The 17,048-nt window shown below is 63.7% G+C and carries 20 protein-coding genes; 10 read left to right on the forward strand and 10 right to left on the reverse strand.

Annotated features, from left to right (window positions below; translation table 11 throughout):
• The first annotated feature begins 12 nt into the window (after nt 1-12).
• A complete protein-coding gene (gene sthA, locus FJ490_RS04345) occupies nt 13-1,401 on the forward strand; it encodes a Si-specific NAD(P)(+) transhydrogenase (protein ID WP_140494088.1) in 1,389 nt (462 codons plus the stop codon).
• Between the two features lie 24 nt (nt 1,402-1,425).
• Here sthA and FJ490_RS04350 read toward each other — a convergent pair whose 3' ends face one another.
• Nucleotides 1,426-2,616, reverse strand: a complete 1,191-nt coding sequence (locus FJ490_RS04350) for a TCR/Tet family MFS transporter (RefSeq protein WP_140728254.1) — start codon at nt 2,614-2,616, stop codon at nt 1,426-1,428.
• A gap of 80 nt (nt 2,617-2,696) precedes the next feature.
• Here FJ490_RS04350 and FJ490_RS04355 point away from each other — a divergent pair, with 80 nt between their 5' ends.
• The gene (locus FJ490_RS04355; protein WP_140494084.1) at nt 2,697-3,317 is read left to right on the forward strand and encodes a TetR/AcrR family transcriptional regulator C-terminal domain-containing protein; all 621 of its coding nucleotides are present in this window, start codon (nt 2,697-2,699) and stop codon (nt 3,315-3,317) included.
• A gap of 24 nt (nt 3,318-3,341) precedes the next feature.
• On the opposite strand, the gene FJ490_RS04360 is transcribed toward FJ490_RS04355, so the two are convergent.
• Nucleotides 3,342-4,001, reverse strand: a complete 660-nt coding sequence (locus FJ490_RS04360; protein WP_140515667.1) for an alpha/beta hydrolase — start codon at nt 3,999-4,001, stop codon at nt 3,342-3,344.
• Between the two features lie 201 nt (nt 4,002-4,202).
• On the opposite strand from FJ490_RS04360, the gene FJ490_RS04365 reads away from it, so the two are divergent.
• On the forward strand, nt 4,203-5,381 hold the full coding sequence (locus FJ490_RS04365; protein WP_140728255.1) for an OpgC family protein: 1,179 nt from the start codon (nt 4,203-4,205) through the stop codon (nt 5,379-5,381).
• Between the two features lie 15 nt (nt 5,382-5,396).
• Here the strand turns inward: FJ490_RS04365 and FJ490_RS04370 are convergent, their stop codons facing one another.
• The gene (locus FJ490_RS04370) at nt 5,397-6,473 is read right to left on the reverse strand and encodes a LacI family DNA-binding transcriptional regulator (RefSeq protein WP_140650034.1); all 1,077 of its coding nucleotides are present in this window, start codon (nt 6,471-6,473) and stop codon (nt 5,397-5,399) included.
• A gap of 164 nt (nt 6,474-6,637) precedes the next feature.
• On the opposite strand from FJ490_RS04370, the gene FJ490_RS04375 reads away from it, so the two are divergent.
• Nucleotides 6,638-6,781 carry a hypothetical protein gene (locus FJ490_RS04375; protein WP_140494076.1) on the forward strand — a complete coding sequence of 48 codons (144 nt, stop codon included), beginning with the start codon at nt 6,638-6,640 and terminating at the stop codon, nt 6,779-6,781.
• A gap of 64 nt (nt 6,782-6,845) precedes the next feature.
• Complete coding sequence (locus FJ490_RS32575) at nt 6,846-6,995, forward strand: hypothetical protein (protein ID WP_181165119.1); 150 nt, start codon at nt 6,846-6,848, stop codon at nt 6,993-6,995.
• 15 nt (nt 6,996-7,010) lie between these two features.
• Here FJ490_RS32575 and FJ490_RS04380 read toward each other — a convergent pair whose 3' ends face one another.
• Together FJ490_RS04380 and FJ490_RS04385 are read right to left on the reverse strand one after the other, a co-directional pair.
• Nucleotides 7,011-7,376 carry a DUF423 domain-containing protein gene (locus FJ490_RS04380; protein WP_140521759.1) on the reverse strand — a complete coding sequence of 122 codons (366 nt, stop codon included), beginning with the start codon at nt 7,374-7,376 and terminating at the stop codon, nt 7,011-7,013.
• A gap of 36 nt (nt 7,377-7,412) precedes the next feature.
• Nucleotides 7,413-8,666: a multidrug efflux MFS transporter gene (locus tag FJ490_RS04385; RefSeq protein WP_140521761.1), complete on the reverse strand. Its 1,254-nt coding sequence runs from the start codon at nt 8,664-8,666 to the stop codon at nt 7,413-7,415.
• A gap of 118 nt (nt 8,667-8,784) precedes the next feature.
• On the opposite strand from FJ490_RS04385, the gene FJ490_RS04390 reads away from it, so the two are divergent.
• Both FJ490_RS04390 and FJ490_RS04395 read left to right on the forward strand, forming a co-directional pair.
• A complete protein-coding gene (locus FJ490_RS04390; protein ID WP_140494070.1) occupies nt 8,785-9,450 on the forward strand; it encodes a GntR family transcriptional regulator in 666 nt (221 codons plus the stop codon).
• Nucleotides 9,451-9,553: 103 nt separating this feature from the next.
• Nucleotides 9,554-9,814: a DUF982 domain-containing protein gene (locus tag FJ490_RS04395; protein ID WP_140494068.1), complete on the forward strand. Its 261-nt coding sequence runs from the start codon at nt 9,554-9,556 to the stop codon at nt 9,812-9,814.
• Between the two features lie 29 nt (nt 9,815-9,843).
• On the opposite strand, the gene FJ490_RS04400 is transcribed toward FJ490_RS04395, so the two are convergent.
• On the reverse strand, nt 9,844-9,990 hold the full coding sequence (locus FJ490_RS04400) for a hypothetical protein (protein ID WP_140494066.1): 147 nt from the start codon (nt 9,988-9,990) through the stop codon (nt 9,844-9,846).
• 80 nt (nt 9,991-10,070) lie between these two features.
• Entirely contained in the window at nt 10,071-11,114 is a 1,044-nt protein-coding gene (locus FJ490_RS04405) for an aldo/keto reductase (protein WP_140494064.1), read from the reverse strand.
• A 239-nt stretch (nt 11,115-11,353) separates the two neighbouring features.
• Here FJ490_RS04405 and ppk2 point away from each other — a divergent pair, with 239 nt between their 5' ends.
• A complete protein-coding gene (gene ppk2 / locus FJ490_RS04410; RefSeq protein WP_140494062.1) occupies nt 11,354-12,274 on the forward strand; it encodes a polyphosphate kinase 2 in 921 nt (306 codons plus the stop codon).
• A 90-nt stretch (nt 12,275-12,364) separates the two neighbouring features.
• Here the strand turns inward: ppk2 and FJ490_RS04415 are convergent, their stop codons facing one another.
• The 3 genes from FJ490_RS04415 to FJ490_RS04425 form a co-directional block, all read right to left on the reverse strand.
• On the reverse strand, nt 12,365-13,012 hold the full coding sequence (locus FJ490_RS04415; protein ID WP_140521763.1) for a dihydrofolate reductase family protein: 648 nt from the start codon (nt 13,010-13,012) through the stop codon (nt 12,365-12,367).
• 243 nt (nt 13,013-13,255) lie between these two features.
• Nucleotides 13,256-14,287, reverse strand: a complete 1,032-nt coding sequence (gene hemB / locus FJ490_RS04420; protein ID WP_140728256.1) for a porphobilinogen synthase — start codon at nt 14,285-14,287, stop codon at nt 13,256-13,258.
• 88 nt (nt 14,288-14,375) lie between these two features.
• Complete coding sequence (locus FJ490_RS04425) at nt 14,376-15,206, reverse strand: DUF2066 domain-containing protein (protein ID WP_140728257.1); 831 nt, start codon at nt 15,204-15,206, stop codon at nt 14,376-14,378.
• A 195-nt stretch (nt 15,207-15,401) separates the two neighbouring features.
• Between FJ490_RS04425 and FJ490_RS04430 the strand changes: the two genes are divergently transcribed.
• Entirely contained in the window at nt 15,402-16,445 is a 1,044-nt protein-coding gene (locus FJ490_RS04430; RefSeq protein WP_140521769.1) for an enoyl-CoA hydratase/isomerase family protein, read from the forward strand.
• Nucleotides 16,442-16,864 carry a DUF6163 family protein gene (locus FJ490_RS04435; protein ID WP_140665439.1) on the forward strand — a complete coding sequence of 141 codons (423 nt, stop codon included), beginning with the start codon at nt 16,442-16,444 and terminating at the stop codon, nt 16,862-16,864. The genes FJ490_RS04430 and FJ490_RS04435 overlap by 4 nt, the downstream gene beginning before the upstream one ends.
• The last annotated feature ends 184 nt before the right edge of the window (nt 16,865-17,048 follow it).

Genomic DNA, 17,048 nt, shown 5'->3' on the forward strand with positions numbered 1-17,048 from the left:
GGGACGGGCAGGATGGATTACGACATGCTGGTCATTGGCAGCGGCCCTTCCGGCCGTCGTGCCGCTGTACAATCGGCCAAACTCGGCAAATCGGTACTGGTCGTCGACAGGGGGCGGCGCCTGGGCGGCGTTTCCGTGCACACGGGCACCATTCCGTCGAAGACGCTGCGCGAAACCGTGCTCAATCTCTCGGGCTGGCGTGAGCGCGGCTTCTATGGGCGCGGCTATCGGGTTAAGCAGGACATCTCGGTCGGAGACTTGGTCGAGCGCCTGCACAAGACGCTCGACCACGAGGTCGAGGTGCTGCAGCACCAGTTCATGCGCAACACGGTCAAGAGCTCCCGCGCCGCGGTGAAATTTCTCGGGCCCAACAGGGTCAGCCTGACATCGGACAATGGCGACTACAGCGAGGTCGGCTTCGCCAATGCGCTGATCGCCGTCGGCACCAGGCCGCACCGGCCGGGCGACGTGCCGTTCGACAAGAGCCGCGTGTTCGACAGTGACGAAATGCTCGAGCTCGACCGCTTGCCGCGCACGCTGACGGTCATCGGCGCCGGGGTCATCGGCGTCGAATACGCGACGATCTTTTCGGCACTCGACGTGCCGGTGACGCTGGTCGAGCCGCGCAACACGATCCTCGATTTCGTCGACCGCGAGATCGTCGACGACTTCATCCACCAGATGCGCGACCGCGGCATGACCATCCGGCTGGGAAGCGCCGTGAAGGAGATTGCCTCCAGGCCCGACCATGCAGAGGTCACGCTGGCCGACGGGCGCACCATACGTTCCGAGATCGTGCTCTACGCCGCGGGCCGCACCGGCAATGTCGGTAGCCTCGGCCTCGATGCGGTCGGCATCGAGGCTGACTCCAGGGGACGCATCAAGGTCGATCCGCACACCTTCCAGACCAGCGTGCCCAACATTTACGCCGCCGGCGACGTGATCGGCTTTCCGAGCCTGGCCTCCACCTCGATGGAGCAGGGCCGGGTAGCCGCGTGCCATGCTTTCGGCGTGACATTGCCGCCGCCGCCGGAAACCTTTCCTTATGGCATTTACGCGGTGCCCGAGATCTCCACCGTCGGCCAATCCGAGGAACAGGTGCGCGAGAGCGGCGCCGCCTACGAGGTTGGCGTGGCCCGTTTCCGCGAGACCTCGCGGGGCCACATCATGGGCGTCAACACCGGCTTCCTGAAGCTTCTGTTCTCGATCGAGACACGCCGCTTGCTCGGCGCGCATATCGTCGGCGAGGGCGCCACCGAACTGATTCACATCGGCCAGGCGGTGATCAATCTGGGTGGCACGGTCGACTTCTTTGTCAACAATACATTCAACTATCCCACGCTGGCCGAGGCCTATAAGATCGCCGGGCTGGACGCCTGGAACAGGATGGGGCAGGGATAACCCTGTCGCCGGCCACTATTATCCTCACTCCGCCGCCTCCCGTTTGGCCGTGGGCAATCCGGTTGCGAGCAGCAGGGGCAGGCAGAGGACATAGAGGGTCGCGCCCGCGACCCACACCATGCCTGGGAAGACCATTCGAGTGCGAAAATAGAGCATGGCGATCACGAGTGGTCCGAACACCGAGACCAGGCTCGTCATGCTGGTGAGCACACCTTGCAATCGCCCCTGGTGATCTGCCGCGACACGTGACGTCAGCAACGATTGCAGCGCCGGGGCTCCGATGCCGCCGAGACAGAAAAGCGGCAACAGCGCGAACGCCATCCAGCCTTGCCAGGCCAGCGCGATCGACACATAGGCCGTGCTGTCGGCAAGGATGGCGACCATGAGCGCTCGCCTTTCGCCCCAGCGCTCGGCGATCGGTCCGGCGACGAAACCCTGGGCTCCGGCATGGAAGAGGCCGAACAATGCCAGCGAGATGCCCACAGTGAAAAGGCTCCAGCGGAATTTGTCCTGCACGTAGAGAACCCAGACGGTGCCGCCGACTTCGCCGACAAGGCCGAGCACGGCAAAGGCGCCGAGCAGCGGCAGGAGGGCCGGAAAAGTCAGGGCCCAACGCAGCGGCGCCAGCGGGTTGAACGACAGCGGCTCGCCTGTGCCGCCGACCCGCTCCGGCTCCGGCAGCAGAAGGAAGGCCAGCACCAGATTGATGCCGGTGAACCCTGTCGCCGCCAGGAACGGCGCGCGCAGCCAGACATCGCCGAGCAGGCCGCCGAGCGCCGGACCGGCGATGAACCCGACGCCAAAAGCGGCGCTCAGATGGCCGAAGGCGCGGGCGCGCCGCTCTTCGCTGCTGATGTCGACCATATAGGCGGAGGCCACCGCCATGCTGGCGCCCGTTAGGCCGGCGATCAGTCGGCCGACGAACAGCAGCGGCAGCGACGGCGCGAAGGTCATGAACAGATAATCCAGCATCGACCCGGCAAGCGACAGAAGCAGCACCGGCCGGCGGCCGTAGCGGTCGGACAACGCGCCGAGCAGGGGCGAAAACAGCACCTGCATTGCGGCATAGGCGGCGAGGAACGCGCCGAAAATCCAGCCAATGTCCTCGACATGGCCAACCCCGCGCAACAGCCCCGGCAGCACCGGCATGATCAGCCCGATGCCGGCCGCGTCCAGCGCCATTGCCGTCAGCACGACGAGATAGGCCCTTTTCATCGAGATGCTTCTTTCCTAAAGTTTATCGGTGATAAGGTAGCGTTTATCACCGATAAATTGGCTGGGCAAGCGAGGTGCATATGAAGCTGGACAAGGCGCTGATCGTGGCGCAGGCGCTCGAGCTGTTGAACGACGTCGGCATCGATGCGCTCTCGACCCGGCTGCTGGCGCAGCGGCTCAAGGTCCAGCAGCCGGCACTCTACTGGCATTTCAGGAACAAGCGCGCCCTGCTCGACGCAATGAACGAGGAGATCCTGCGGCGCGGCCATGGACATCAGGTACCGCTGCCGGGCGAGAGCTGGCAGGAATTCGTACGCAACAACGCCCGCAGCTTCCGCGGCGCCTTGATGGCCTATCGCGACGGTGCGCGCGTCCATGCCGGTACCGAGGCCGATCCGGGCGATCTCGAACATGTCGAACGGTTGCTCACTTTTCTGCGCGAGGCCGGCATGCCTTCCGTCATGGCCATGCGGTTGCTGATGATCGTCGGGCGCTACACGGTGGGCTGCGTCCTCGAGGAACAGGCAGAATATCCGGCCGGCCCGGGTCGAGGTGCGGCGCTCGATGCCAAGGCAAGCGGTTACCCGCTGCTCAGCCAGGCCCTGGCCGATTATCGTGCGGGCGGTCACGAGGCGCTGTTCGAAAGCGGCCTCGACTTGCTGATTGCCGGGGCGCAGGCCGGCATCGCTGAAGGAGGCTGAGCGCGGCGATCCGCGTCTTGCCCGTCAGGCGGCAGGAGCGGGCGGGGCAAGCCATTGCCGCACGATCGCGGCATCGGGGTCGCCGATTTCATGGCCCGAAGCGACGATACGCGCGTCGACCTCGGCGCCGCGCTGGCTGAGCAGCGTTACCAGGGCCGGCGCGAAGGGTCCGTAGGTCAGGTCGGCGGCGCCGGCGACAATCAGCGCCTTGATGCCGGTCAGATCGGTTGCCGGCGTCTCGTCCAGCACCGGCATCGGCCGCAGCAGTGCCGCCCGTCCGACAAGGCCGGGATGGAGCAGCATCAGGCTGGAAACCAGATTGGCGCCGTTGGAATAGCCGAGGAAAGCCGCGCGCTTCGGATCGATCCGGTGCCGCTTCATGGCCTCGGCCATGAAGCGTGCGAAAGCGGCCGTCTCGCGGCGGATGCTGGCCTGCTCGAAGCTGGTCGGCGTGATCCGCTCGAACCAGCGGAAGCCGTCGTCCTGGACGATGCGGCCACGCACGGCGACCAGGCAGGCATGCGGTGCGATCTGCCTCGCCAGCGGCACCAGGGTCGTCTCGTCGACACCTGATCCATGCAGCAGGAACAGGCATTCGTCGCTGGCCCCGCCGGATCCGAAGAAGCGATAGGGAAAGGCCAGATCCAGCCGCGGCAGGCTGTTTTCGACGCTTGTATCGCTCATGCCGTATCCTTTTGATTACATTTCGTTTCACTCAATTTGCCGGCTTCAAAACGCAATATTTTCATGCTCCGCGAAAGTTGATTGAACCGGGCGCATTTCAGTCCGTTTCTGCGCCGATATACTCCATCGCGGAGGAATCGAAGCGGTGCGCCGGGGGTCGCATTGCTGGGCATGAACAACCAGCTTTGAGGCCTTTTGTCGATGACCACCCCAGTTCCAACCGAGCGCGATACGCGCATCGATGTGCTGCGTGCGCTCGCGCTGCTGACGATCTTCGTCGACCATGTGCCGGGCACGGCTTTCGACACCCTGACCTACAAGAATTTCGGCTTTTCGGATGCGGCCGAGGCTTTCGTGCTGATATCGGGCATTTCGGTCGCGCTTGCCTATGGCACGAAGTTCCGCCCGGGAGGCCGGCTGCTCGCGACGCTGAAAATGTGGCGGCGGGCAGGCGTGCTCTATATCGCCCATATCGTCACCACGATGGCGGTAATGGCATTGTTCTGTGCCGCGGCGGTGTTCGGCCGGCGGCCGGAACTGCTGAAGCTGATCAACATCGAACCGCTGATGAAGGACACGCCCGAGGTGCTGGTCGGCATCGTCACGCTCGGCCACCAACTCGGCTACAACAACATCCTGCCGGTCTACGCGGTGCTGCTTTTGCTGGCGCCGGCCTTCTTGCTGTTCATCAGCCACAGGCCGCTTGCAGCGCTGACCGTGTCCGGCCTGCTGTGGCTTGTTGCCGGCATCTGGCAGATCGCCCCGCCGAACTATCCCGAGCCCGGCCTCTGGTTCCTCAATCCGCTGTCCTGGCAGTTCCTGTTCAACATCGGCCTTGCCGCCATGCTGCATGTCAGGCGCGGCGGCGTCATTCCAGCCAACCGCTGGCTGATCGGTGCCGCCGCGGCCTATGTGCTGGCCGCGTTGGCATGGGTGCATAGTCCGCTTTGGGGCCAGGTGACCTGGTTCGACCTGCCGGTGGTGCTGACCGGCTTCGACAAGACATTCCTGTCGCTCCCGCGGCTGCTGCACATCCTGGCGGTCAGCTATCTGGTGGTGGCACTGCCTGCGGTCTCGAACCTGTTCCGCACCGGCCCCGACCATCCGCTGGCGATACTCGGCAAGCGTTCGCTGCCGGTGTTCATCGCCGGCACGCTGATCGCCATGGTTGCCCAGGTGATGAAACTGATCAATCCCGGCGGCCTCGCCTATGACAGCCTGCTGCTCGCCGCCGGCATCGCCATGCAGTTCGCGCTCGCTTTCTACCTCGAATGGTTGTCGACCATCGGGGGTTCGGGGAAAGCCAGGACGACGCAAAAGGACGCCAAGCCCGTCCAGGCGTCGTTCGGTATCTCGGCCGTGGCTAGAGCCAACCGCTGAGGTCGGCGAGCCGGTTCAGCGGCGCGGTGGAGCCGAGGAGGCGCGCACGATCAGTTCGACCGGCAGCAATTGCCGACTGACCTTGCCGTCGTTTTCCAGGATCGCCTTGACCGCAAGCCGGCCCATCTCGGCGATCGGCTGTGCGACGGTGGTCAGTGGCGGCTCGGATAGCGCTGCTTCGGGAACGCCGTCGAAACCGATGACCGAAACATCATCGGGGACATTCAGCCCGCGCGCGCTCAGCCATTCAAGCGTTGCCAAGGCCATCCTGTCCGACATCGCCAGGATGGCCGTGGGTGGTTCGCCGGAAGCAAAGATCGTTTCCAGCCCCGCCTTTGTGGTGGCGGCATCGTTGGCGGTTTCGTAGACGGGCACTTTGGATGTATCGATGCCAACCCGCGAAAGCTCCCGGAAGTAGCCGGTGAGGCGATCGCGTGTCCCCGCATAGGCCGCGGCGCGAAGCTCCTCGGGCGAAATGATGCCTGTCCTGCCGTCGGCGAAAGGCAGCGCCAGCACGGCAAAGCGGCGATGCCCGAGTTCCGTCAGATGGCGCGCCGCCAGGCTGGCGCCGGCGATGTTGTCGACGCCGATCGCCGCGACGGACCCGTCTTCCGAATCCAGATCCAGCGCCACGAACGGCAGTTTGCGCTCACGCGCCAATTCGACAAGGCGCGAGCCGCCTTCGATACAGAAGACGATGAAGCCGTCGACAAGGGCGCTCTGGATATTCCAGGCAAGCTGTTCGGTGTTGGCCGCCGAGACCAATGAGATCCCGGCCCCGGTCGCATCGCAGGCCTGCGAGATACCCGCCATCATCACGCGCGCGAAGGGATCCTCGAAGAAATAGGAGAGGGGCTCCGCGGTGGCCACGCCAATGGCGTTGACCTTGCCGGCCCGCAGCAGGCGGCCCTTGGGGTCGGGGCCGGCATAGCCCATCGCCTCGGCTGTCGCGCGAACGCGTTCGCGGACCTCTTCGCGCACGATCTCGGGGCGGCTGAAAACATTGGAGGCAGTGCCATGCGAAACACCGGCGGCCTTGGCGATGTCGGCCAGCCGGACGGGTCGTCGATTGCCTGCGGTGAGTGACGCCATTTGCGCGTGCCTCCTGACATGCATTTAGCACGTTCCCGATTTGCATCTAGCATTTTCGTTGGATCGATTCAAATTTTGCTTGACCGGCGGCTTCCATAGGCCTATCTTTGAATCGATCCAACTAAGATCTGCCTGCTGGATTAAACCTAGATGGGAGGTGCGCCATGCATCCTGTTAACTATCTGTTCGAAGACATCTACCGCAACGACTGGAGCATCGGGTCGGCCGCCAACAAGTCCAAGCGCCGCGGCGGAACAAGCCCGTGGATTCGCGATCTGCGCTTCCTGGTGGCGCGCAAGCGGAGCTGACTGGCGTGAATTTTTTGCGTCGGCCTATTGGATCGATTCAATTCAAATCAAGAGGAGAAGAGCCATGCATCCCATGAAGCATCTGTTCGACGACATTTATCGCAATTATTGGGGTATCGGCACGGCCGCGGAGCGGCCAGAGGCGCCGCGCCGCGCGACGCTCTCGGCGCGCAACCGCGATCTTTGGATCCGACTTGAACGTCGCCGGGATTGAAACCGGCCGCGCATCTCAGGGTCGCCGACGCACCACGGCGGAGACAGCTATGGTCAGCCAGCCTGCGATGAGCAGGGTGCCTCCGATCGGCGCCGACATCGGAAACAGCCTCGATCCGAGAAAATCGCGGGCGAGAAGATCGCCCGTGAAAAGCACGAGCCCGACGAGCAGCACCAGGCTGGCTAACCGCAGCGGGCGATTCGCGTCGAGGAGACCGACGGCGAGAAACACCGGTGCGTGCATCAGCAGGAACGATGCCGCCGTACCGGTGAAGGCGCCGCCGAGATGTGCGGCGGCCGCCGACAGCGCCACGCCGGCCGCGCCCACGATGCCGGCGGCGAGCACAAGCAGACGGCTGCCGGTCGTTTCGGTCAGGTTCATGTCGACGCTCCTTCGGTTGATCGGCTGGGCAGTTCGTCAGGGCTTTCCCGCTTCCATCAACATATTCCGCGTCCGCCGCGCCTGGACAATCCAGTTGTAGACCGCGCCGAGCGCCATCAGCACCGACGTGCCGAGAAACACCGCCCGCATGCCGAAATGGCCGCCGACGAAACCGCCGGCAAGCGGTCCGGCGACCTGGCCGACATATTGGGCCGAGATCGAAAGACCGAGCACGTTGCCGCCGACGCCGTCGGGAATGTTGTGGCGGATGACGCTGGTGATGCAAGGCAGCAAACCGCCGAGCGCCAGGCCCATCAGGAAGCGCAGCCCGATCAGTTGCCAGCCGTCGGTGACGAAGGCCTGCGGAATGAGCAGCAGCGCCGACACGGCCAGCGCGCCGACGACGACGTTCCAGTGACCGACGCGGTCGGCGAGCCTGCCAAGCCATGACGCCGACAGGATTGCGCCAAGGGCGGCCGCCGACATCACCACGCCGGCAACGAGCGTCACCCGGCTCTGGTCCTCGATCAGCTGCTGCACATAGACGGTGATGATCGGCTCGATCGACATGGTGGCGAAGGCCAGCAGCATGCCGGTCGTCAGCATGGCCACGACCGGACGCTTGTCGGCAATTTGCGACCAGCCGCTCTTCGGCTTTGCCGCCGTCGCGGCTTTGCTTGCTTGCGGGCGCTGGTTCTCCTTGATCAGGAATGTCGTCGCCAGAAAGGCAAGGAAGATGACGCCGCCGGACAACAGAAAGGTCGCGCGGATGCCGATTACCGGCGGCAGCGCGCCGCCGAGCAAGGGGCCGACCAGCGAACCTGCCGTGATGCCAGCGGACAAGACACCGAGCGCCCAGCCGGAGCGGTCCTTCGGCGTCTGCATGGCCACCAATATGGTCGAGCCGGAGGAATAGCCGCCGGCAAAGCCGATCAGCAGGCGCAGCAGCACCAATTGCCAGACCGTCTCGACCATTCCGGTCAGCGACATGCAGATCGCCATGCCGAAGGAGGCGCGCACCAGCATCAGCTTGCGGCCGTAGCGGTCGCCGAGCCGTCCCCATAACGGCGCAACGAGCGCCGCCGCGAAGAAGGTCGCCCCATAGGCGATGCCCGACCATTGCACGATCGCCGCATGGCCCTCGACGCCCAGTTGCTCGACATAGAGCGGCAGGAACGGCAAGAGCAGGGTCATGGCGATGAGCGTGCTGAACGAACCCGCGAAGCAGACGGCGAGATTGCGCCGCCAGTGGATATTGTAGCCGCCCTGTTCCGTATCGTTCTGCGTCATGCCGTGCCTGCGTGTGTCAGGGATTGTTGTGGATACCATTTTGGGATACCAAGTCGGTATCCGTCATGGACCCACAGCCCGACCGCTGTCAATGCGGGCACGTGAAAAGGCAACAACGATGTCGCAGATGCACAACGTCGAACGGCAGCTCCGCGAGATGATCCTTGGACTTGAGATCGGCCCGGGTGAGAAACTCACCGAGCGCTGGATCGAAAGCCGCTTCGGCGCCTCGCGCACGCCGGTCAGGGCTGCGCTGCTGCGGCTCGAAACCGAAGGGCTGGTCGGCAGGGACGGGCGCGGCTGGACGGTCTCGCCCATCAACCTAGCCGAACTCGAGCAGATCGCGGTCTACCGCGAAGCGGTCGAGGTCGCGGCCTTGCGGCTGACATGCGGGCTTGCCGACAGAAGTGCCGTCGATGTCATCGAGGCTATGCTCGTCTCCTGCGACGACGACACTCCGCGCGAGGAATGGCATCGCGTCGGCATGGATTTCCACATCGAGCTGGCGCGACTGTCCGGCAATGAATTCCTGTTTCGGGCCGTCCGCGACGCGATGACCAGGCTTTCGCGCGCCCGTTGGCTGGAGGTACGCGATGGAGCGGCCCTTGGCCGCGCCTGGGCCGAACATCATGCCATCCTGGCCGCCGTGCGGAGCGGCGATGCACAGGAAGCCGCGCGCTTGCTCTCGCAGCATATCGTGGGCAGTCGCGACCGTCTGTTGACGTCGCTGGCCAATGATCGCCGCGGCCTTCGCGCCAGGGGATTTGCCGTCGTGGCGGCATAATGCGGCCTGCAGGGCAGGCCACTCGCCGCCGAAAAAAGGACCACCGGCCCCGAGCCCCACTTTCGGCCTCGCTTCGCGGACGCCGATGGCGTAGGACCGGGCGATGGAAAACAACCGATTTGAAGTACCCGTGACCGTCAAATCAGTCACGGCGGGAAGTACACAGCTCTTACGCTCGGCCCGCGAGGCTTCCGACTATCTCATGAACAGCTGGCCCGGCAAGCGCACCCCCAAGCATCGCGCGGCGCTGCAGGCCTGCCACGATGCGCTGGCCGGCGACAAGCCGGCCATGAACGCAAGGCGCGCCTTTATCGCGGCGGCGCGTGAAGTGGACGTCTTCGTCAGCGACAAGGCGCCGGCCTGATCCAGGCCGGATTGCCGCCGCGCGCGCCGTCATTCCTCTGTTTCAATCTCGGCGTCAGTCTCGGGTTTCTGACGCTCCCGCGCCGCAGCCTTGGCCGCCAGCTTTTCGGCCTTCTTGGCCGCCTTCTGGCGATCGCGTTCTTTGCGTTCCTGATCGTAATTTGGTGCTCGTGCCATAGCGGCTCCTTTTTTGCTGTTCTTGTGGGCTGACTACGCGTCGTTCGCCTTCCGACGTCTCGGAGCCGGCACCAGGGTTCCTATAAGCTGCTTCGGTCGATCACAAGGTCGGCGGCGCCGAAACGCTCCTTTGCCGTCAGCTGCTGATGCCAATAGGGATAGAGCAGGGGCGGGCGGCTGACCGCGTCGAGGCGATCACGTTCCTCGCCGGCCAGCGTCAGGCTGGCCGCCGCGATATTGTCCCTGAACTGGGCCTCGTTGCGCCCGCCGATCACAAGCGAGCTGATAGCCGGCCGGCCAAGCAGCCAGGCAAGCGCCACCTGTGCGGCGGACACACCGCGGGCCTTACCGATTTCGACCAGCACATCGACGATCCGCCACAGCCGGTCCTCGTCGCGGATTGGCGGTTCGGACCAGCCGGCGACCTGGCGCGCGGTCGGGTTGTCACGGTGATACTTGCCCGACAGCAGGCCTCCCGCCAGTGGGCTCCACACCAGCACGCCCAATCCCTGGTCGACCGAGATCGGCAGCAGCTCGTATTCGGCTTCGCGTGCTTCGAGCGTGTAGTGGATCTGCTGGGTGACGAAGCGCGGCTGATGGCGGGTGTCACTGATGGAGAGCGCCTTCATCACCTGCCAGCCGGAATAGTTGGAGCAGCCGATATAGCGGATCTTCCCCTGGCCGACCAGCGTGTCGAGCGCGGCGATGGTCTCTTCGAGTGGCGTCACGCCGTCCCATTCGTGCAGGAAATAGATATCGATGACGTCGGTCTTGAGCCGCTTAAGGCTTTTCTCGCATTCGCGGATCAAATGATGGCGCGACAGGCCTTCGTCATTGGGGCCGTCGCCGATGCGCATGCGCGCCTTGGAGGCGATCAGCACGTCGTTCCTGCGCTTGCCGCCGAGTGCCTCGCCGATGATCTCCTCCGACAGGCCGTCCGAATAGACATTGGCCGTGTCGATGAGATTGATGCCGGCATCAATGCACAAATCGATCATGCGCTTCGCCTCGGCGAGATCGCTGTTGCCCACAGCCGCGAACGGGCCGGCGCCGCCAAAGGTCATGGTGCCCATCGTCAGCGCCGAAACCTTCAGGCCGGAACGGCCGAGAGTGCGGTATTCCATGTCAGTCCTCGCGATTGAGAAGAATGGCCCGATCAGGTTGCTGGATTTGTAGGACAATCCGTGCGGCTTGTCGCCCTCCGGCCCCAGCACACCGATGAGCGGCCGTGGCGTGCCCCTGCAATAAAACCGTCATTGCCGGCCTATACTCAGTCGATCAGGGCGTTGCGCGCCGCCGTCAGGACGCGACCAGTGCGCCCGGTCGTTGCCGGAGGCGGCAGCTTGCAGATGGAGGAACACCGATGAATGAATCCATACCCAAGTCCGGCGCCCGGGACTGGCTGGAAGCCGAACTCGCCGACACGCTCGACGAGGACTATGAACTGGAGATGTCGGAACCGGCGCTGTCGCTGGAGATCGCCAGGATCTACAAGAACGCGCATCCGCCTTCTATCGACCGCATGCAGTATTTTCGCGACCTGATCGGGCTGCAATCCGAGCTGATCAAGCTGCAATCCTGGGTCGCCTACCACAAGAAGAAGCTTGTGGTGATCTTCGAAGGCCGCGATTCGGCTGGCAAGGGCGGCGTCATCAAGCGCATCACCCAGCGGCTCAACCCGCGGATCTGCCGCGTCGTGGCGCTTCCGGCACCGACCGAGCGAGAGACGTCGCAATGGTATTTCCAGCGTTATGTGCCGCACCTGCCGGCCGGCGGCGAGATCGTTCTGTTCGACCGCTCCTGGTACAACCGTTCCGGCGTCGAGCGGGTGATGGGTTTCGCTGGGCCCGATCAGGTGGAGGAATTCTTCCGTGACGTGCCGGAGTTCGAGCGCATGCTGGTCCGTTCGGGCATCACGCTGGTCAAATACTGGTTCTCGATCACCGACGAGGAACAACAGATGCGCTTCCTGATGCGCATCCACGATCCGATGAAGCAGTGGAAGCTGTCGCCGATGGACCTGCAGTCGCGGGTGCGCTGGGAACAGTACACCAAGGCCAAGGAAGAGACCTTCGCCCGTACCAACATTCCGGAGGCGCCCTGGTTCATCGTCGAGGGCAACGACAAGAAGCGCGCCCGGCTGAACTGCATCGACCACCTCTTGCAGCAGGTTCCCTATGAAGAGGTGCCGCACGAGGAGATCACGCTGCCCGAGCGGGTCTTCAATCCCGAATACGAGCGCCAGGTGCTGCCGCGCGAGCTCTACGTGCCCGAGAAGTATTGAACGAGAGTTTGTCCTTCTCCCCGTATAGTGACGGGGAGAAAGGATCTGCACCAAGGGTTGCCAATTCCCACTGTCGCAGACAACTAATTCCTAAGTCCGCTTGATGACGACATGCGTGGCAAGCGGCGTCGCTACTTGTTCGCTGCACGCGTAGCCGAGCTTCGGCATATCAATCCCGGCGAAGAGGTGCTCGCCGGAGCCGAGCAGCACCGGCGAGATCGCCAGATGCATCTCGTCGATGAGCCTCTCCTGGAGGTACTGCCGGATGGTGGCGACGCCGCCGCCGACCCGCACATCGCTGCCATTGGCCGCTGCCCTTGCCTGCTCGAGCGCCGAATGGATGCCATCCGTAATGAAGTAAAAGGTCGTGCCGCCCTCCATGACGATCGGCTCGCGCGCATGGTGGGTCAGCACGAAGACCGGCACATGATAGGGCGGGTTGTCGCCCCACCAGCCCTTCCAGTTTTCGTCAGGCCATTCGCCGCGGATCGGCCCGAACATGTTGCGGCCGAGGATCCAGGCGCCGACATTCTCGAAGCTGCGCGCCGCGAACGCCTCGTTGATATCGGTTGTGCCGCCATCGTCTCCGAGCACCATCTTGCGGAAGGTGCGGGTACCGATCATCCATTTGTGCAGGGCTTCCCCACCGACGCCGAGCGGGTTTTTCAAATCCTGGTCGGGACCGGCGCCGTAACCGTCGAGCGACAAGGTGAATGCGTTGACGCGAAGTCTGGACATGGAAAGCCTCCTCAGACCAGTTGTATTTTGCAAGCAGTTACTTTCTAGCAAACCGATTGCAAATTGCAAGTAGTATTTTCCGCGATCGAAAAGATGCATATCCGTACTTCGCCTATGCGATGTCCAGAGTGTTGCCTGATGGTTGGTGCGGATGCCAAAATGGCGGTTGCCGAGACAGCCGCTATACCGGCTCATTTGCCGGTGGGTCCATGAAGAGCATATGGTTTGAAGGCGCTGGGGAAACTATGCTCTCAGCATCTCCGCCACCTCAGGGGCGAAATAGGTCAAAATGCCGTCGCAGCCGGCGCGTTTGAAGGCAAGAAGCGATTCCAGCATGACCTTTTCGCCGTCGATCCAGCCATTGGCGCCCGCCGCCTTGATCATCGAATATTCGCCCGACACCTGGTAGGCGAAGGTCGGCATCGCAAATTCGTCCTTCAGCCTGCGGATGATATCGAGATAGGGCAGGCCGGGCTTGACCATCAGCATGTCGGCGCCTTCGGCCAGGTCCTGCTCGGCCTCGCGCACCGCTTCGTCTGAATTGGCGTGGTCGATGTAATAGGTCTTCTTGTCGCCCTTGAGCAGGCCGGCCGTGCCGACCGCCTCGCGGTACGGCCCGTAGAAGGCGGAGGCGAATTTCGTTGCATATGACATGATCGCCACGTCCTGGAAACCGTTTGCGTCGAGCGCGTCGCGGATGGCGCCGATGCGGCCGTCCATCATGTCGGACGGCGCGATGATGTCGGCGCCGGCCGCTGCTTGTATGACGGCCGCCGCGGTTACCTGTTCCACCGTCTCGTCATTGACGATGAGGCCGTCGCGCAGGATGCCGTCATGACCATGGCTGGTGAACGGGTCGAGCGCGGCGTCGGTGATGACGCCGATCTCAGGCACCGCGTCCTTGATCGCGCGCGTGGCGCGGTTGATGACGTTGTCGGGGTCGAGGATATGCGAGCCGGTCTGGTCGCGCAGCGAAATGTCCACATTGGGAAAGGTGGCGAGCGCGGGGATGCCGAGCTTCGCCGCGCGTTCGGCCTCCTTGACGGCAAGATCGATCGACAGGCGGAAGACGCCCGGCATGGCGGCGATCGGCTCGCGCACTTGTCTGCCGTCGACGACGAAGATCGGCCAGATCAGGTCGTCGACGGAAAGCCTGTTCTCCTGCACCAGGCGCCGCGACCAGTCGGCCTTGCGCATGCGTCGCAAGCGGCGGCTGCCGGTGATGTCGTCGACGCTGCGCGCGCCGGCAGGTTTTGCGGGGGTGAATCTGTTCATCGCCAAAACTCTCGTTTGGCCGGCTTTTATCACGCACCCGTGGTGCTGACCAATGCGACACGTTTGTGCCAGCAATCCGATCGGGTCTCTATTCGGGTTGCCCATTGCCCGAAAGGATCTGCGCCGCACCGCGCATGCCGACGCGGAACGCCTCGTCGAAGCCGACGCCGCGCACTTGCCAGGCATAGGTCTTGCCGGCCTTCGCCAGCCGCCAGTCGGCGATCCAGCCCAACTCCTTACCGCTCCAGACGATGCTGCCGGAAAGCGCTTGGTCGGCGCCGGCCATTTTCGCAACCGTGTCCAGCTTCGCCATGTCGGCGTCGCGCATGATCCTGTCGTCCAGCCCCGCCTTCGACAGCAGCGCTGCCGTGGGGAAGGTTACCTGCATGGCGATCGGCGCGGCGGCATTGCCGAACGACTCGCGCATCAGCACGCCGCGCTCGTCATCGGCATCGAGCGCGAAATGCTTGACGCCGCGCTCGGTCGACAAGAACACCGCCAGCCGTGGCCTTTCGGTCAGCCATGGCCTGCTGCCGAGCGAAGCCAGCACCGGATCGATCATCGCCGGGCTGTACTGGCAGTAGAGATTGTGAGGCCGATCGTACGTGCCCTGATCGTCATGGTTGGGAATGCCTTCCATGCGATCGCGGTAGCGAAAGGCCGCCACGAAGCTGCCGGCCTTGTCGCGCAGCGCCGCCATCTCCGGTTTCGCCGGCAGGCGCTGGTCGCCGGAAACCCGGACCAGAACCGCGTCGAGGCAACGTTTGAAGCCGGCCTGGCGGTTCTTCTCGTACCGACCGTTGACGATGGTCTGCGACTGGTAAAGATCGGCGAGGCTTGCCGCCAGGGTCGGTTGCAAAGCCAGGCAAATGACGATCAGCCCGATCGTCATCGGCACGAGGCGCGCAAATCCAGCCATGAGCAACACCCCATTGGAAACCCGCTACAGCTGCGCAGTCGCCGTGCGGTTCCCGGCGTTGCGGCGACAACGGCTCTTTTAGCACTAGGCTCCGGCACGAGCCAAGACGCGCTGCCGGCATGCCGGCATTGACGCGGCCATGGGCCACGCTTTAGCACTTCAGTCCCGGCGGAGCGGGGGAGGGATTCTTTCACGATGGATTTTGGCGGAGGCGACGAGATCCGCTTTGAACATCTGGGCCGGGCCGGCATCGTCACGTTGACGCGGCCGCGGGCACTCAATGCGGTCACGCACGGCATGGTCAATGCACTCGCCAAGGCATTGCACGCTTGGGAGCGGGACTGGAGCGTCGATGTCGTCGTCGTCAAGGCCGAGGGTAGGGCGTTTTCGGCCGGCGGCGACATTCTCCACATCTATGAGGCCGGCCGGGCCGGTAAGCCGCCTGTCGAGTTCTTCGCCGACGAGTATCGGCTGAACGCCCAGATCGCGCGTTTCAAAAAACCCTATGTGGCGCTGATCGACGGCATCGTCATGGGCGGCGGCGTCGGCATCTCCTTTCATGGATCGCACCGGGTGATGACGGAAAATGCGCAGTTCGCCATGCCGGAGGTGGGTATCGGCTTTTTCCCGGATGTCGGCGCCAGCCATCTGCTGCCCGATCTTGGCGGTTCCTTCGGCATGTACCTGGCGCTGACCGGCAATCGTATCCGCTATGGCGACGCGTTGTGGTCCGGGCTGGCCACGCATACGATCAAGGCGCAGGACCAGGCTGGCTTTCTCGACCAACTCGCCGCCACCGGCGATCCCGAATCGGTGCTGCGCGGCTTCTTCATCCCGGCGAAGCGCGAGACGGACAGGCAGGTGCTGGAGGCGATCGCCCATCACTTCGCGCAGGCGTCGCTTGCCGATATCATCGGCAGCCTGGAGCAGGCGGCAGGGAGCGATGAGTTTGCGGCAAGGACGCTGGCGACGATCCTGACGCGCTCGCCGACCAGCCTTCGTGTCGCCTGGCGCCAGATCACTGCCGGCCTGACGCTGCCGATGGATCAATGCATGAAGATGGAGTTCCGCATCCTCAACCGGATGCTCGCGGGCCACGATTTCTACGAAGGCATACGCGCCACCATCATCGAAAAGGGTTCCAAGCCGCAATGGCTGCCGGCAACCCTCGATGCGGTCGACGACGCGGATGTCGATGCCTATTTTTCCTCGCTCGGTGAACGGGAACTCGCGCTATGAGTGAGGTGACGTCCAGACGCGTCGTGCTTCAGCCTTCAGGGGTGGAGGTTATCTTCGCCTGGTTCCAGCGAATCATATCAGGATACTGCCTGCTGTTCGGTATCCTGTACTGGATCAGGCTTATCGGCTTCTATCCCGGCTCGCTGTGGCGCTTCGACCTGATGCCGGTCCACTGGCAGGTGACAGCGGTGATGCTCGCCGTGTTTTTTCCCTTTGCCGCAGCCGGCCTATGGATGCTGGCTTCCTGGGGGCCGGTGATTTGGTTCATCTGCGCCGCGACGGAGATCGTCATGTATGCCGGCTTTCCCGAACTCTTCGGCCACCGCCCGCTCATCGTCGTCTCGCATGCGGGGGTGGCGCTGCTCTATGTCGTTTTCCGCCTCGTCATCTATCTGCAGAAGCGGTCGCCCCGGACCTGAAGCCGGCACGCGCCGCCGGCGATCCGGCGGATCGGATTTCGCCCTGAAATCATTGGCTAAATCTTTAGGTTAATTATCCTTGCTCGAGTGACCGTTCGTTAAGCGTCTTGCGAAACCTATTACCGGTAAGCTCTTGTTAGCCTTGGCGTTTAAGTCGAATTTTATGAGTATTCGATAGTGTCGC

The sequence above is a fragment of the Mesorhizobium sp. B2-5-11 genome (assembly GCF_006440835.1).
Taxonomy (GTDB): domain Bacteria; phylum Pseudomonadota; class Alphaproteobacteria; order Rhizobiales; family Rhizobiaceae; genus Mesorhizobium.